The organism is Acinetobacter sp. ESBL14 (assembly GCF_036668815.1).
GTDB classification, from domain to species: domain Bacteria; phylum Pseudomonadota; class Gammaproteobacteria; order Pseudomonadales; family Moraxellaceae; genus Acinetobacter; species Acinetobacter gyllenbergii.
In genome coordinates this window covers 1,193,475-1,209,717 of the sequence record NZ_JAZEVS010000001.1, presented here as the reverse complement: position 1 = coordinate 1,209,717, position 16,243 = coordinate 1,193,475, and the positions used below count along the sequence as shown (strand labels likewise).

Here is a 16,243-nt window from a genome sequence, read left to right as displayed (position 1 = left end):
AAAAATCAATCAATCTTCGTTATTACAAACTCTTTTCCAATAAGACTACCTACCTCACCAATACTGAGGATGCTCTGATATTCTTTAGGTACTTCCTCATCATCTTCTACGAATACCCAAATAATATCTTCAGGGCTAGCATCTGGTGAATTGACCACAGTCGATTTAACTTTTATTTCTTCGTCTGTAGCCTTGTTTGTTAATGTGATTAAAGTCATATCAACTTCCTTTAAATTACAGAATCATCAATTATTAATCTCAGGTTAAATTAAGTATTGACCTCAATTATTTGATATCTAGATTCATATAAAAGACCACCAATCTCAGCTCCAATCTGGGCATCATTTAAAATCTTAATATGCTGTTGATTTGATAACTCAACACCATTCTCATCAACCCATTTGCTAGAATTGAGTCTTTCAACTTTTATCTTTGTACCATTAGCAATACTTTTTAGGATTATGACCATTATAAAACTCTACATTTCTATTAAAATAAATTTAGAACCTTATAAACTTTACCATCTTCTTGATTTTCAAAAAACCAAATCTATACTAGGCCTAAGCACTTTTCCATTAATTTCAATTCTTTGAACTTTATTTGCTAAAGAAATTTCTGTGTTCTCTAAGTTTTTTACAGTTGCGAAAGCCTGCTGCTTTACATCAAATTGGTCTTTGACCCAAATATTAAGAAACTCTTTCATACAACTCCATTTGATAAGAAATATCAAATTGCTGACAGCGCACACTATTGCAGGAAGATTTATTGTTTGTCGACAAAATATCCGTAACATATAATTTCTATTATAAACAATAACTTATATAGAAATTTAAAAATAATCATAAAAAATTAATGAATTACCTATTTGCAAAACATATCAGTTTGTAAATTTTTTACTAACAAAAAAACCCACCTTTCAGTGGGCTTTCTGGTTTGATTGAATGGTTGTGAACCCTATGCAATCAGTAAAAATATAGCCTGATATCTTATAAACCTCAATCCTTATTTCAATAGTTGTCTATACATTTCTCTGTTTAGCACACTAAATATTATATAATTTTCCTTCAGGTACAATATAACAGAAAAAAACCCATAGCTTGGGGTGTGCATATGGGTTATAAACTAAAAAACAGTAAAATTGAGGGTTTGGTTCTTTACCGTTTAGCTTAATTTACTCTTTTTTTTTAAAAAATACGGTTAAAATTTGTAATTATTTTACTATACTTATCCAATAAATTTAAACCATGAAATATTTTTCCCTTATAAATATAAGCCTAAATCTTTTCCTTTTCGTCCAACTAGATTCTCTCTCAAGTAACTAAGATTAATTTTTGTATCATTTGGGGTTGACCAATACATAGGTACACCTACATTATATAACTCATTAGGGATGAAACCTACAGATCTGCTAGCCTACACCAGTCATTAATAACCTTTAGGGTAAGAGATATGTCTACAAATAGGACACATGTTCAAGCTAAAAGTGATGAGAAACGAGGTATTGCGAAGAGGGGTTATAGCCTTCCTAAAACTACAATCATTTTGATTAAATCGCTTTCGGATCAAACTGGCGAACCGCAAGGTAAAATTATTGCTAAAGCTATTGAGCTATATGCTAAAAAAATTAATTCTAATAACTACAGACAATAAAAAAGCCCATAGTATAAGACTAGGGCTTATGCCTAAACCCAATCAAATTCTTCTAATTATTATTAAGTATTAATATGGGTTTATTAAAAATACTACAATTTAAATATTTATCGTACCTTTTATTTGTAAAAATTTAAAACAAAAATTGAATGCGATACTGTTTTGGTGCTAACCGTAAAGAATCCAGTTATAATTGGTTTTTATAATCCCTGTTGTACTATCCGAACCTAGTCTTAGATATTAATTTTTTTCAAAATATTTTTATTGATACCTTCATAAATACAGATCTTTCTATATATTCTGTTATTATGTTTTTCAAATTTATGTGATGAGTCACATTATTATGAGTAAACATCACATAGTTGTAGGATCTCCAACAACTGGCGGTGGCAAAGTTATTAGTGGAAATAAAAACTTTCTGATTAATGGCAAGCCAATTGCCTGCGTTGGAGACGAGGCTACTTGTCCTACACATAATACTGTTGCTTTTATAATGACGGGTGACACAGAAACACGGTTTGGTGGTTTACCTGTTGCACGTGAGGGAGGCTTGCTATCTTGTGGCTGTAAATTATTACTACCATCTGAAGATCAATATACATCCTCTAAATAGCTTTTACATATATCCCAACATGAATATTTTTTAATTATGCTTAGTGCGAACTCTACAGGGAAAACATCTATTAGTCATATTGACTATCTATAATGTTGTCTATTTTTCGTTCTATAATTCTTTTTCTGATTTCTTCAGTTGAGACTTCTTGTCCATTTTTACATCTATAAAGCAAAGCTACAGACTCCTCGTCTATAGGGACATTTTCGCCTGTATATTCGCAATCATTCTTCCATAAAATAGTAAAAATTTCTCGATGCATTTTAGCAGCTTCAGTGTTTTTAACATCTACTAAAATCCATAAGATTGGACCAAAAGTTACTAAGCAAATAAAACTAGTCTGATAGTCTTTTTTCGCTAAAAAATATACGCTAAAAAGCGTGCCTATAGAAAAAAATAAAATGCTAATGTTATAGGCATAAACATTGGTATCTACACCAGCCAAAAACAACAAGAACCCAATTACACATAAAATAAGAAGTACAGTTTTCAGTTTCATTAAAAAATAAACCTTAGTCTTTACCAGAATTTTTTCGGCTATAACAATCATTAGTTATATTTTTTTAGTTTTATCGCATTATCACATTGATAAGCAGCTGCTCTTTGAGCATCAGAATTGGGCTCTAAAGTTATAAGAGGTGTTGTAATCCCTTTTTGTGCTAATAACTTTTGCCCTAGTGCATTCCTAGCGTTCTTAGATACTATCTGACTATTATTCCACCATATATCTGACACCCAAACACCTGACATTGAATTACAATTCACAATCATATCTTTTTGAAAAACATTAAACTTTAGGGTATTTACCTTAATGACTTTTCCATTTTGATTTACAGTCCTATCTTTTAATTCCGCATATTGGTTATCTTTTACCTTAAGAAAATAGGTTAAGTTGATTACACCATCTCTCATATACACTGGATCACCGACTAATAAATCTTTATCAGCCTCTGATGAAGTGCCAATTAAAGTAATAGCTGCATAAGTGTTTGTTGTTAATAAGATTAATATTAATAGGATGCTTATGAACTTATTCAATTTCAACACCTTAGAAAATAAAATAAAGCATAGCAGTTTGCATTTAAAAACAAAAGGGTGATATGAAACACATATTTAACAATAATTTTACCACCGTTTATGCTTAGACTTCCCATGTAAAAGACACAAGATACAGGCACTCATGATCAATGAAACCACTGAGCGCCTGCAGCAGTGATAAATTACTTTTTTAAGAATAACTCTCTTTCAGCAGCACGGCGACGTACAAGCCCTTTCAATACTTTCCCACCACCTTTATTCCATTGCGGGAACTGATCAGCTGCAGCTTTATAGTTGCCCGCATTCAATTGCTTAACCAGTGTAGAACCTTTAAATGCAGTTTCGCCGATGTTATAGGCCAGCGATACAAGAGCATCAAACTGATTTTGATTAATCATGACTTTTACAGCCTGATTTACTGCAGCCTCAAAACGCCGCAAATCATGTTGAAAAAAAGACACTGCTTGCGCTTTTGTGCACACATCACCCTTCTTAACTTTAACGCCGCTTGGATAAACCGTGGTGCCAAAGCCAATGGTCCACACTCCCACACCATCGTCATAAGCTGTAAGCACCAGATCTTCAAAGCTGGTGATTAAGTTGATACCTACTTGGCTTGTGGCCATGTCTTGTGCCGGTGATAATTTATCTACGACTTTATTTAGATCATCAACTTGGGTTTGGGTAAGTTTGCCGCCCGCTAGTACACGTGCAGCATCGAAAAATGGTTTTCTATCCATATTACTATCCTCTAAAAGTAGAAAACCGCCCATAAGGCGGCTGTTTTGTATTTGCGCGTTTTAGATGTCTTTATCTTTCTTCTTTTCCTGCTCTGAACTACCAAAGTAGAAACCGCAAGCGGTTGTCATTGCCCCTGCAATAAAACCCAACGCCGTATTAATCAGATTGCTGTTTTCCCGCGGCATATCGACAAAGAATAATGCGATTACCAAGACAAACATTAAAGCAACCAAGGCAAAGGCCAGATAAGCCCGAGTCTGTTCACTTGTCATCAAATTCCCCCTTTATACGTTGTTTGGTTTGTTCATATTGCTTCTTTCGCAATTCGTGGATCTCTTGCGCTCGCTTGTCATCACGCCGTTTAAAATACAGCGTTGTGAAAAACGAAATCACACCAATAAAGACAGAAAACCATACTGCCCAATCAATACTTGCTGCATACGCTGCCACTGATGCCCCCGCTGACATATAAGATATTTTTGGTGCTGTTGCCGCGATTGTGTTTGTAGCAGCTTCAACCGCACTTGCTGCTTGTTCTTGCATTTCATGTCTCCGATAGACAATAAAAAAGCACCCATATGGGTGCTCTGAGTAAATTAGACTGTTAAAGCGTTTGTAAAATCCGTCCTCCATTAATTATCTGTATGGTCTGTAATGGGATACCAATAATGGCTGGTCCACCTGATCCTGCCAGCCCTTCAAGAGTTCCATGATAGCTCCAGTTCCATGTGCCGGTATTCGCTGAATTGGTACCACGTTGGCCCCAGCCACCACCACCACCAGAGACAGGTGTAGAATAATCACTATCCAGTTTTTGATAACCTTTTCCAGGTGTATCAAAAGTGGCATCACTCACCTTGTCGACAATATAGTTATTGTCAAAGAACGCCCTGAAGCGTGGTACTTCTTGTATAATTGGCACATCGGTTAGAACTCGTCCATACGGGGCTCCGCCACCACCTGGCACCCCCATAAGCCCAATGGCATATTTATTACTCAGACCACTTGGGGTAGCCCCTCCACCAGAACCACCACGAGCCACGATACCACCATCAATGATAAGGTTCAGTTTGCTGTGCTGGTTCATTAAGCCCGGTGCACCTGCATTCCCATCGCGCCGTGTTTTCGTATACACATCATCAGCAGTGTTTGTAGTGCCGCTACGATATGCGGCATGAGCAACTCCGCCATCACCACCCCGACCAACGACAGTCCCCTTAATGATCAAGTTCACCACCAAATCTGGCGGGAACTTACCAGTATCGATTGCAGGTACTTCCTTCATCGCAGGAACGGTATAGACAGATTTTGGCCTATCATATTGAAGTTGATGAATGAGTTTTAGCTCATCCCGATAAGCACTCGAACTTAAAATAAGAATGCCAGGCTCAACAATAAAAGTGATTTCCCCTGTCTTTGGTAAATCACCCCGTTGCATCTGATATAGACGAGCCAGATTGATATCAAGCTGGTCATAACGGATGTAAAGAGGCTTATCATCCACTGGTGAGTCAGTAAAGTCCTTGTCGTTGAGATAATAGCGCTCATCATAATTAATCGCTGTAAGCGTATTAGTCATTTGATCAACCGGTTCCTTCTTGGCCACCAGATAAGGCAAAGATCCTTTGGTATCATCGTTGACTACAATATAGGTGGTATTCACAAAATCATCAGGACTGAGCTTTAATGGATTGCTTGGCAATCGCCCTAAAATCACTTTGTATTTTGAGTTAGCTGCAGTCACAGGAATTAGATCAACACTTCCATCACTCATCTGCAAATAGATCACATAGCTTTTACTTGCAATAAAATCAACTTCATGACTCAAGGTCAGGATTAAACCCTCTTGCTGTACCACATCACCGCTCTGGTGAATGCCATTGCGATAATCAGCCACGGCAATACGATCACGTAAAACCAACAACTCAGATTCAGAAGCAGCGTCAAAGGTTATAGATTTACGCTGGAAGCGCATCTTGTTCCAAAGCCGGTACGCATTGAAATGAGCTTGCCACTTGTTACGTACACCAACCGATTTGACCTCTTTCGGCTTTTTTATGCTCTTGTCTGGTAAATAGATATTGATACGGCTGTCATCAGCTGGATCTGTGTATTCATAGATCAAGCCATCATAGTCATCCATCACGCCAAAACTCAGATCCTTTTGATACGTGTCGGGATAAATATTTCTAAAGTTAAATAACAGGACCGAGTTATCTGTTGGCTTCTCGAAATACAACTTGAGTTTGTTGTTTTGACGATACGCCGTACAACATACTGCATCACAAAGATTGGTTACCAACTCTTCAAATGATATGTTTGTATCATCAATAGTAGTACAGAACTCAGCTGCCAACGGTGTACCAAAATAATCCACTACCTCATAGTAAGTGCGATAGATATTTTCAAGATCGATCTCATCAATCGAACGCCGACCGATCTTGTCATCCAGTGCCATCGCAACTAAAGCATCAGCAAAGCTTGATGTCGGAAACAGCTCAATAGTCATTGCCCCATCTTTATATGTTGGCAACATACGCTGCAGATCAAAATTGATCTTCCGTGTCTTAACAGATAAAGCGCCTGTGGTTGCGTATGTTCTGGCACGAAAAATCGTTTCACTGTGGTACGTTGTGCTTTGTAATGGGAATGCCCCATAGAGCGCTTGCCACTTCACCTCATCCACAACATTCGGCGCTGAAATCGCTCCAGTTACACGGCGAGCACGAACACTACAACGACCCTGAAAAGTGGTCATATCTAGCGTGACACCCACTGTCTGACGCGATTTTGAAGAACCTTTCATTGTGATTCGCTGCAGCATTGGGTTGCCCTGCGCTTCACCCGCTTCATTGACGGGTGTTACCTCTACTTCAAGGATGATATTCAAGGCACCCTGAATATTGCCGTTATAAACGGCATATAGGCCATTGGTTGCCACGAAATTACACAGAACACGGCTACGCTCAACGTTGTCCAAGGTAAATGGGCCGATCCACTTCTCACCAAAAGATGAGATCTTTGGAGACAAAGCTGCAGTCTTCTGACCGCTCAATTCTTTTAATTTAAGCCAGTTGGGATTGACCGCTGCTGGATTAGATAATGCCATACGGTCATCAGCAACCGACAAAACGCTGTAAGTACCATTCAGATCATAGCTCTGGCGATTAAACGTAAATGAAGCATTACTGATCTGCACCTGGTCGTTACTGACAAATTTGGCTGTAAAATCCGTTAAGTCTGAGGAGGCTCTTAACAACTCATTTGGATAACCAAAGTGTAGATAATTATTGCCTTCCATTGACTGAGTATCTGCAGAACGAAGAATCTGACCATTCACCGAGTTTTGTTGCTGAACTGATAGCGGCGGAGTTGTAATTTCACTCCCTAAAGAGAAGTAAGGTTCACCCGCTACAATGTCGACATTTGGGCGATATACTTCAATCGATGCACCAGCAATATCGACAATGTTAGTTTCACCGTCATACGCGCCATTGATGTGATAGTGGCCACGGCCAATACACCCCACAATATGCTCAACCTCAACATTGTTCTCGTATACTTTGTAAGGCACAGCGATTAGATCAGGCGTATCCCATGCTGCGCCCAAAATATCTGCCACACGGCCATTTACCCGCATCTTGTTCTCACGGCTTGAAAGCTCGTTATTTGCCGATGAAGACTGATTGTTATTCTGGTTAGTCTGGGCAATCGACGGCGTTGGCATCAATAAAGCCACAGCAACGCCAATCACCAAAGAAACCACAGCAGCAACAATAGCTGCAACTCCTTTAGGGTTTTCAATCACAATGAATGTGCCAGGAAGAAAATCGAGTTGCTGCAAGTCATGCGAATTTTTCGGTGTCACCTCATTAGCTACCGAAATTTCAGCATGTTCCATATCACTTGGATTGTGAAAGATACGGACATGCTCAGGCATGTGCTCATACTTTGCTGTGAGCCATTGGCCAATTGTGGCAGCATGCTCTATCACGTTCTTTTCAGATAAAGGATCTTGTTTATAAATAATCTTAATCATAGTAACTGACCCGATTAAACCCCATTGCCATTACGACTTGTTCAGATAAATAAGACACACCACTTTCCATCAGGTGCAAAACCTTACCCCCACGAAAAAGCCCCACATGCGGGGGCTTGTTTCTTTGTCTTGGATGGAAGGCGACAATGCAGCCTTCCTTGGGCATGGGTAGTGGATTAAGTAATTTCAACCGCGAAGGAAGAAATGTAATTTCGCCCTTAGGCTGCATGAAAAGTTCTAAAGCTTCACGGCGATCTATTTCATAGAGATCCATTGCCGCCTCATGCGCAAAGTGAACACAGTTATAACGTTCCTGATCATATTGTCGATTAAGTAAATGATCATGACTTTTCATAAAGCCCCCTTAAGACCGGTGAAGCGATCCAGTGAGAAGATATCCCCTGTCTTGGCGGTATTTAGTCGTGGTGATTCAGCTTTGAATGTCACTGCTTTATGGTCCATGGCCACGCCTGAGAGTTGCAGCCCAAGTAGGTAATACATCGGTGAATTGAGATTATCCGAGCTATACAGACGATAATTTACTGTTGGCTTAATATCAGGATATTGCCCCTCCATCACTCGCTCAAACTCATCAGGAAGTACGTCACCAAGCCCTGAAATTGAAACCGTTAGAGATTGGTCCAGATCGCCGAGCATTCCCGATCTCTGAATCTTGGCTGGCAGATATTCATAGAACAGTTGACTGCCATCAGATTGATGACGCACATAGACGCCTTGATCATCATTACGCACAACACGATAAGTATTGATGAATGATGGGTGTGTCAGCTCTATACACTCCAGCTGATAGATATCGACCGTGCGATTGAGAAAGAACTTTGCATATTCCTGATCCATTACACCACCCAATCCCTAATAAGTGCTTGATCTGCAGCCAAGTCTTTCTGGTTTTGAACAACTTCAAGCTGAGCATTAACACGATACAAATTGCCGTTGACCTCATTGGTCTTGAGTGAATTTGGAATGAAGTTGCATAGGTATTGCTGACGTGTACCCTGATCGATCACCAGATCCACATAGAATGATGCAGGCATGCTTTGATAAACCCGCCAGAATGCCATCATCTTATTGAAATCGACTTTGCTGAGGCTCCAGTTCACATCGACAATATGGCTGTTGCGTTTAACATCGATGTAGTAGCGGCCTTTACCACCATCAAACTGTTGGCGCTTCACATCATCACCTAGTGTCACGCCATAGCCATTGGTTTGGGGATTCAGTTTTAACTTGTACATTACTTTCCTTTAGGCAACAAAAAAGCGCCTAATGGCGCTAAAAAATAAAATTTACATTCAATTACAATCAGTAATATCTACAATTATTTAGAAATATCATCGGAGCTTTCTTAAGGCTTCTTTAACGATTCATCTAGAATTCTTTTCATACCAGTATGCGTACAAGGTTCTGAATATTCTCTTAATGCCAAGAATACTTGACCAGAATTAGCAAATTTCTTAGTTTCATTCGCTTTGTATATTTCGTCCATCCGCTTAAAAACTGCTCCGCTTAATAGTCCTAAGTTCATATTTATCAAAAAACTATTGTCATAAGCATCAAAACCGCTATCTACCGCGCTAAAAGCTGCCCCAATTCCCCCTACAGTAGCAGAAGGAACATTAGACAGCCCTAATAAAGCAGAAGTTAATCCCCCCACCAAATTTGTCTGTCTTCTAGCATTTAATCTTTGATTACTTGTAGATTCAGATCTTCTGAAATAATCAGTACAAATAGCCGACCAATAACTAGCGCCTGTGTCATAAAAGTATCTATAAGGATCACTAGAAAGCGCAGTTGGAGTTTTATTCGAAATTTTCCCTTGATTAACTATTACCCCTTCCGCTGAAAGAGCATTAGCATAAGCATTAAAATAAACTAATTTTTGCATTTCAATAATATCGCCCGTCACAAAGTCATGCGTCCCTTGAACTATAATATTTGGAGGGCCAGCAGGTGCTTGCATTCTAGCTGGATTAAGTAAAGTACAGGCTGTTGCTAAATTTCCCATTAGAAAAACTAAAATTATTTTTTTCATTATTTGTGGTCTCTGTATTATTGTTCTTTTAATAAACAACCGTCTACAAAGTAAGTCAATTAAAAGACGATAAATGCCACCCCGAAAGGTGGCTTAATATCATTAACGATTACGCCGTGCAGTTGTGTTCTTTGAAAGTGACCGGCTGATTGGTGAACTCGGATCATCCATCTGTTCACTGACAATCCTTGGTACCGCGCGTGGAAGAGTGTTCTCCAGCTCATCCTTAACAATAAGCCGGACAGTATTTTCATCCACTTGCTCTGCTTCGACCGCTACGCCTTTCACTTGGTTCACCACCTCAATCTTAAAGTTGATCGAAGGTGCACTTGGTTGTACTGATGCAATCGTCTCAACCTGAGGACGTGCAGATCTTCCCAAAGTAAAGTCATATACATCCTCAAGATTTGAACGATCCTGAACAAGTCCATTAGGCGAGAAATACACTTTGCCATCGTGGACCAATTCCGAGCCTGTAGAAATCCTTGAAGTATCTGCAGTCTTGTTAGGCTTATAGATAATCTGATTATCTTTATTCCTTTGGGCATCCATAAATGCCTGTGAACTCATCATCGCACGGCGCATAACATCAGATGATGCATTGTTCTTGAGAAATGCTTCAGGGTTTGCACTCTTACGCATACTCTCAACTAAATTGACACCGCCCCAACGTTTAATATCTGCCTGCGACCAAACTACTTCACCTTTATGAACAGATCCAGCAAGCTCGTATTTACCACCTTTACCTGTATAACCACCATCAGCAAAGCCCTGGTCCTTGATTGCCCTGATGTTTGCAATAATGCTGGCACCTTGTGCAACGGCACCAGCAATCAATGGCAGGTTGTATGGAAAGCCTACTTTTGCTGCCTGTGCAATGTTTTGCTGAATGGCAATACCCGCTGCAGCAATCGCATAGGCCTTATCAGCAGCAAACATAATCTTGTAAGCTTTAGATTGCTCACCGAACATGGAACCAAACGAAGCGGTTAAAGAGCCCATCATCTGCTGGCCATACATGATCTGAGTATTCAGCCGCTCATGCTGATACTTATCCTCAATATCTTTGGCATTTTGAGCATACTCTGCAGCAATAATATTCCGTTGATCTTGTGCGGCCTGTAAGATCGCCGTTTTCTGATTTTCAAACTCTTGCTGACTAATTAATTGCCGATCCATTTGTGCTTTGATTAAATCTAATGAATTTTGTTCATTTAGATTTGTTGCTGCCCGTCGACTATCAGCCAAACCTAATGCCGCCCCAGTCTGATCGCGTCTTTCCTGAGCTTGCCGATAGTAGTCAGAATTGTTATTCAAATCTGATTGAATACCACCCCAAGCCTGACCAGTTTTTGCCACTCTATCAAGGGTTTCCAGTCGCTCTTGATCTCGAGATAATGCGAGTCGTTTACGCTTCTCATCATCATCTTTTGCAGTTCTCGCTATTTCTTCCCGTTCCAGACGATATCGTTCCTGCATTGCCTCGGATTCTGAAAGTAGAAATAATTTAGCTTGAAATAGGCGTTGCTCTTGAGCCAATTTAAGCAGACCTAGTTCTTGCTGCAATTGTTGAGCTAACAAATTAACAGCTTCCTTACGCTGTTTTTTAGATAGTTCCAGATCATGTTCAGCATCAAATTGACGTTTAGCAAAGCTTTCCTTCAAAAGTTGTTCTTCACTTTTGGTGAAGCTCTTATAGTCATCCAATTTTGTGCGTAATGATTCCTGTGCTATTGCAATATCATTTTCAGCACGGGCTTTAAGTTCTGCAATAATCTCTGCTTTTCGCTCAGGACTAAAATTAGCTTTATCAACCTCCTCTAACTTTTGAACCAGATCATTACGTATTTTAGTTGTTTGATCTGCAACTTCACTCTCAAGTTGAATCCGTAAACGCGCCTGCTCTTCAGCCATTTTAGAATCATCTTTAAGCATCTTTGAAAAATCATTTGATGAAATATCACCAGCTGAATACCCATTGATGCCTGCTAAATAGCCCTGAAAGTCTTTCCAATATTGATTGTTATATTTACCAATACCTTTACCTTTCTGAACATTTCCCTCACCAGCATGATACGCCCGTACAGCTTTCTCCAGATCACCTTTAAACAATTTGAGTAAGTAAGACATATACTTACCCGCACCCTCAGCAGACTGGGCCAAATCGGTTCGATCTTTAACGCCGTATTGCTTAGCGGTACCAGATAAAAACTGAAAACCTCCAGTTGCACCAGTATCTTTGTTATAGGCTTTTGCATCCCCTCTGGATTCAATCATGTGAATCGCAGATAGTGTCCCTGAAGGTAGTCTATATTTGGATTCAATATTAGAAAATCCAAACTTTGCAGCATTTTCCTGAACCTTTGCATTTACAGCTAAAACCTTCTGTTGCTTTTCAAGGTCCTTAGTGCGTTCTTTTTCCTTACTATTAATTTCATCTACAACATTCTTGTATCTCTGCTCCACTTCAATTGTTTTTAGTACACCTTGGACTACTTTCGAGCTTAAGCGTGTGCTAAAACCACCCATTTTCTCTTGAGCCTTAGCCAGCTCTTCAGCAGCATCCTTACTAAGACCATAAGTTTCAATCAGAATACGCTTGAACTCAGCATAATTACGTCGATCAGCATACATTTGCTCCAATGATTTAGATGCATCATCTGCAGCCTTCTTGGTTTCATTGATTGCATTGGTGTGTTTCTGTTGTTCAATCGCTGCATTTTGAGCTTTATTGCCAGTTATGACGACCTCAATTCCAAACAGCTTAATTGCGGTTTTGGTTTTGTCTGCTTTGTCATAAGCCTCATTGTACTTGTCTATTTGATCCTTAAGCGCATCTCTTAGATTTGGCGGCAATTTCAGTGCTGCTAATTGCTCGACTGCCTCTTTATAACTGATGGTACCTAGACGTGCAGCATTTGAGATTCGCGTAATTTCAACGTTTCCTTGCCCGTAATTCTGGATCTCAATCAGTGCAGCGCCAACACTTTGCTCTGTTTTCTTCAACTCCTTGTTCTGGGCTTCAAATGCGCTAGTTAAATCATTAATTGCTGTTTTACGTTCAGTACCTTGTAGTTTTTTAAGTTCCTCGCTCGTTTTCTCGGCTACTTTAGCCTGCTCTTCTAATTTCTTAGTAGCGGCTTCAGTACGACCTTGAAGATACATATAGCCTGCTGCTAAAGTAGTAACACCTAAAGTAATGGCACCAATGGGCCCACCTACTAATGCAAGCATTCTTGCACCAATTGCGCGGCTAGTATTTAAAGCATTTTGCGCTGCCGTGTTTGCTCCAATTGCCACGGTTGTTTGATTCAAAGCAATCCTGTGAGCAATTTCAGCCTGCGTTAAACGAATTGTTGCTGCTGCGCGAGCACTCCGCGTAGTTGCACTGTTGTACTCCAAACGGGCAAGATTAACCTCTTGGGCAGCAACAGCAGTAACCTGTCTGAGTCGTTGAACTTCTAATGCTGTTAGTCTAACAACACCTTCTGCTTCTGCCGCTTGTGCTGCACGTCTAGCTATGCTTGTGCCTATTGCTGTTTTAACTGCTACAGTTTGAGTCAGAATCATTTTTGTTAATAAAGCAACCCCGCCCAATACTGCAACGTTTGCAATTGATTCAAGATTTTTGGCTAAACCTTGTAATGAGTTTGATAAAAATAATGCAGCTCCGCTAGATTGTCCGGCCTCACCTGTAAATTTAGTCACAGCATTTGATAACTGCATAAATGATTGGCCGATTGTGAAATTGGTTTTCCCAAAATCAGCCTCAATTGAACCTGACATTTTTTCGATGGCTTGAATCATTTTGTCAGTTGTGAGTAATCCCTGGGATGACATTTCCTTTAATTCGGCACGAGTTACACCCAATCCTTTTGCGAATACCTCCATCAAGTAACCTGCATTTTCGCTCATGCTGACAAATTCATCCCCATTTAGATTGGATTTATCAAAACTTTGGCCCAACTGGTAAAGCGCCGCACTAGCTGCTTGTGCACTTGATCCAGAGTTACTAATTGACTTAGAAATTGATTCTGTAATTTTTCCGACTTTCTCTTGGCTTAATCCTAGTTTCTCGCTGTTATACAAAACCTTTTGATAAATTGCCGCCGTTCCACCCCACTCCGCGCCAGATCTTTGAGCAATATCAAATGTATCCTGCATTGCTTTATTTAACGCTACTTGGCTATCGGTAACTAAACGAAGTCTGTTGTTTAAGTTGGTATATGCATCCATTTTAGATACTGCTGCCCCAACAGTTAGCAATCCAGCCATATAACCCGCCAATTGACGCGTTGCTGTTCCAAGTCGATCTGTGGATTGAGTCGCAAAGTCACCTCTTCGCTCAATGTTTGCGAGTTCTTGGGATAAAGCTCTGCTATTGCGTTCGGCATTACTTGAATCAATAACAATGACTAGGCGGGATTCTTGCGTCATATTACTATCCTCTAGGTAATAAAAAACCCGCTTTCGCGGGTTTGTTTGAGTAAACTTTAATGAAAAATAAAGTTATTAAATATTTTACTTAGCAGCACTTAGTTGCTCTTTAAATCTTTTCAATGCGTGATAAGCTTTACTATCTTTTGTGCCATCAATAATAGGGTTTTCTATTAAACCTTTGTTCGTATTTACACGAATCCAAGCTCTTTTTGCATTTAGGATCTTATCTACCACTGTCAAATCCGTAACAAATAGTTTGCTGGATTCTAAAATCATGTCATTAGAAAAATCGGTTAATTTATTTTCTCTTAGTTTAATAATTGCTCCATCTACATTTAAATCGACTGAGTTTATAGAAACGATCGTATTTATAACTGAAATCTTTAAACCAACAAGGTCGGGGGTATTACTTGACCAAATTGCGCCAATTAAAGGACATGCCATTTGATCGCATGCAACACTGTGCCCATCAATCGATACTCTCTTAGACCCATCAAAACCACTAGAGGAAACTTCAGGCGCAGAACCTGTTGTTGCACATCCAACCAAACCCAAAACCAAGCTCAATAATATAATCTTTTTCATAAAACCACCCTCTTAAATCAAAGCATAATTTAACAAATGGATTAAATGAAGTCATTAAAAAACCACCCGAAGGTGGCTTTTGTTTATCTAACACTTATTTTGGATTTAGAAAGTAAAAAATAAAAAATAAGTGATGCTAGCAAGATGCTGGCCACAGTTAGATAAAACCCCACTGTATTAAAGCTCTTTAAAAACTTATATATTTCCATAACTCACGCACTTTAAATACACCATAAAATTATAGCAGTTACTTCAACAACTTAATTAACAAAGGAGGTCAAATTATTATCACATAACTCACCCACTTTTACTTTTGGCTTTAGATTTTTTATGCACTTCATCTAAAAACAAATCATCCAAAGCAAAAATACAATCGTTAAAGATATGTGGACCAACAGGCAAATCATTATGCTCGGCATAAACATTTATAGCCTGCTGATCTATAGATAACGGCATACCCTGTTCATATCGTCTGGATCTGCAAATCGTACCAAATGCCAGCAAGATAGACTCAGCGGCATAAGATGATTCGGGTGGCTCAGGAATATGACCACCTAAGAATTTGATTTGCTCAATTTCGTGCGGCGTTTTCGACGCGTAGGTTTTTTGGTACTTGTAGAGTTCAATGACTTTCCCAGGATATCAGCCTTGTCTTTATCAGCATCTTCTTGGATCTTCTGAGCCTCAGTTTTGATGAACAACCAAATTGAAATACCAATATCACCGAGATTAAACAATTTAGATGCATTCTCTGCAGTGTAAGGCTGATCAGTCTCAACTGTTTTACCTTCGACTACTTCTGCAAACACTACACTTTTCCAGTCTTCAATCAGATGGGCAGCACAAGCATCCATTAGCAATTCATGGTAAAGCTTGTCACCTGGGTTAATGTCCATCACATCATAGCCTTTGGATGAAATCTGATTGCCTGCTCGTTCGATCGCAACTTGAAAGGGCTTATAAGCAATTCCGCGAATCTTGAATTCGGCTACCACGTTACCTGCAGCATCTTTAAACTCGCACCATTTAGACACGACAGAACTTTTCACAATACCAACTTTTAATGCCATAACGACCTCTGAAA

Annotated in this window: 19 protein-coding genes and 1 pseudogene; 2 read left to right on the top strand and 18 right to left on the bottom strand. The window is 39.4% G+C overall.

Annotated elements, in window-relative coordinates; all coding sequences use genetic code 11:
- Positions 1–5: 5 nt before the first annotated feature.
- The 3 genes from V6E90_RS05905 to V6E90_RS05895 form a co-directional block, all read right to left on the bottom strand.
- Positions 6–218: a hypothetical protein gene (locus V6E90_RS05905; protein ID WP_332604797.1), complete on the bottom strand. Its 213-nt coding sequence runs from the start codon at positions 216–218 to the stop codon at positions 6–8.
- Positions 219–268: 50 nt separating this feature from the next.
- Positions 269–469: a hypothetical protein gene (locus tag V6E90_RS05900; protein WP_332604796.1), complete on the bottom strand. Its 201-nt coding sequence runs from the start codon at positions 467–469 to the stop codon at positions 269–271.
- A 66-nt stretch (positions 470–535) separates the two neighbouring features.
- Positions 536–703: a hypothetical protein gene (locus tag V6E90_RS05895; RefSeq protein ID WP_332604795.1), complete on the bottom strand. Its 168-nt coding sequence runs from the start codon at positions 701–703 to the stop codon at positions 536–538.
- 746 nt (positions 704–1,449) lie between these two features.
- Here V6E90_RS05895 and V6E90_RS05890 point away from each other — a divergent pair.
- A complete protein-coding gene (locus V6E90_RS05890; RefSeq protein WP_332604794.1) occupies positions 1,450–1,650 on the top strand; it encodes a hypothetical protein in 201 nt (66 codons plus the stop codon).
- 343 nt (positions 1,651–1,993) lie between these two features.
- On the top strand, positions 1,994–2,263 hold the full coding sequence (locus tag V6E90_RS05885; protein WP_332604793.1) for a PAAR domain-containing protein: 270 nt from the start codon (positions 1,994–1,996) through the stop codon (positions 2,261–2,263).
- Between the two features lie 70 nt (positions 2,264–2,333).
- Here V6E90_RS05885 and V6E90_RS05880 read toward each other — a convergent pair whose 3' ends face one another.
- The 15 genes and pseudogenes from V6E90_RS05880 to V6E90_RS05810 form a co-directional block, all read right to left on the bottom strand.
- A complete protein-coding gene (locus V6E90_RS05880) occupies positions 2,334–2,762 on the bottom strand; it encodes a hypothetical protein (protein ID WP_332604792.1) in 429 nt (142 codons plus the stop codon).
- Positions 2,763–2,812: 50 nt separating this feature from the next.
- The gene (locus tag V6E90_RS05875; protein ID WP_332604791.1) at positions 2,813–3,301 is read right to left on the bottom strand and encodes a hypothetical protein; all 489 of its coding nucleotides are present in this window, start codon (positions 3,299–3,301) and stop codon (positions 2,813–2,815) included.
- A 182-nt stretch (positions 3,302–3,483) separates the two neighbouring features.
- Positions 3,484–4,041: a lysozyme gene (locus tag V6E90_RS05870; RefSeq protein ID WP_332604790.1), complete on the bottom strand. Its 558-nt coding sequence runs from the start codon at positions 4,039–4,041 to the stop codon at positions 3,484–3,486.
- 60 nt (positions 4,042–4,101) lie between these two features.
- Positions 4,102–4,314: a hypothetical protein gene (locus V6E90_RS05865; protein WP_004805867.1), complete on the bottom strand. Its 213-nt coding sequence runs from the start codon at positions 4,312–4,314 to the stop codon at positions 4,102–4,104.
- On the bottom strand, positions 4,304–4,585 hold the full coding sequence (locus V6E90_RS05860) for a class II holin family protein (RefSeq protein WP_262758607.1): 282 nt from the start codon (positions 4,583–4,585) through the stop codon (positions 4,304–4,306). Before V6E90_RS05860 ends, V6E90_RS05865 begins: the two co-directional genes overlap by 11 nt.
- A gap of 61 nt (positions 4,586–4,646) precedes the next feature.
- Positions 4,647–8,081 (bottom strand): host specificity factor TipJ family phage tail protein, encoded by a 3,435-nt coding sequence (locus V6E90_RS05855; protein WP_332604789.1) that lies wholly within the window; start codon positions 8,079–8,081, stop codon positions 4,647–4,649.
- On the bottom strand, positions 8,074–8,436 hold the full coding sequence (locus V6E90_RS05850; protein ID WP_332604788.1) for a hypothetical protein: 363 nt from the start codon (positions 8,434–8,436) through the stop codon (positions 8,074–8,076). The genes V6E90_RS05855 and V6E90_RS05850 overlap by 8 nt, the downstream gene beginning before the upstream one ends.
- The gene (locus V6E90_RS05845) at positions 8,433–8,939 is read right to left on the bottom strand and encodes a DUF1833 family protein (protein WP_065342020.1); all 507 of its coding nucleotides are present in this window, start codon (positions 8,937–8,939) and stop codon (positions 8,433–8,435) included. Before V6E90_RS05845 ends, V6E90_RS05850 begins: the two co-directional genes overlap by 4 nt.
- The gene (locus tag V6E90_RS05840) at positions 8,939–9,337 is read right to left on the bottom strand and encodes a hypothetical protein (protein ID WP_332604787.1); all 399 of its coding nucleotides are present in this window, start codon (positions 9,335–9,337) and stop codon (positions 8,939–8,941) included. The genes V6E90_RS05845 and V6E90_RS05840 overlap by 1 nt, the downstream gene beginning before the upstream one ends.
- Before the next feature lie 110 nt (positions 9,338–9,447).
- Positions 9,448–10,134 carry a hypothetical protein gene (locus V6E90_RS05835; protein ID WP_332604786.1) on the bottom strand — a complete coding sequence of 229 codons (687 nt, stop codon included), beginning with the start codon at positions 10,132–10,134 and terminating at the stop codon, positions 9,448–9,450.
- Between the two features lie 102 nt (positions 10,135–10,236).
- Positions 10,237–14,571, bottom strand: coding sequence for a tape measure protein (locus V6E90_RS05830; protein ID WP_332604785.1), 4,335 nt, complete (start codon positions 14,569–14,571; stop codon positions 10,237–10,239).
- Positions 14,572–14,655: 84 nt separating this feature from the next.
- A complete protein-coding gene (locus V6E90_RS05825; protein WP_332604784.1) occupies positions 14,656–15,159 on the bottom strand; it encodes a hypothetical protein in 504 nt (167 codons plus the stop codon).
- Between the two features lie 94 nt (positions 15,160–15,253).
- Positions 15,254–15,368: pseudogene (locus V6E90_RS05820) on the bottom strand (hypothetical protein).
- 88 nt (positions 15,369–15,456) lie between these two features.
- On the bottom strand, positions 15,457–15,615 hold the full coding sequence (locus V6E90_RS05815; RefSeq protein WP_332604781.1) for a hypothetical protein: 159 nt from the start codon (positions 15,613–15,615) through the stop codon (positions 15,457–15,459).
- A 98-nt stretch (positions 15,616–15,713) separates the two neighbouring features.
- The gene (locus V6E90_RS05810) at positions 15,714–16,229 is read right to left on the bottom strand and encodes a hypothetical protein (protein ID WP_332604780.1); all 516 of its coding nucleotides are present in this window, start codon (positions 16,227–16,229) and stop codon (positions 15,714–15,716) included.
- Between the last annotated feature and the right edge of the window lie 14 nt (positions 16,230–16,243).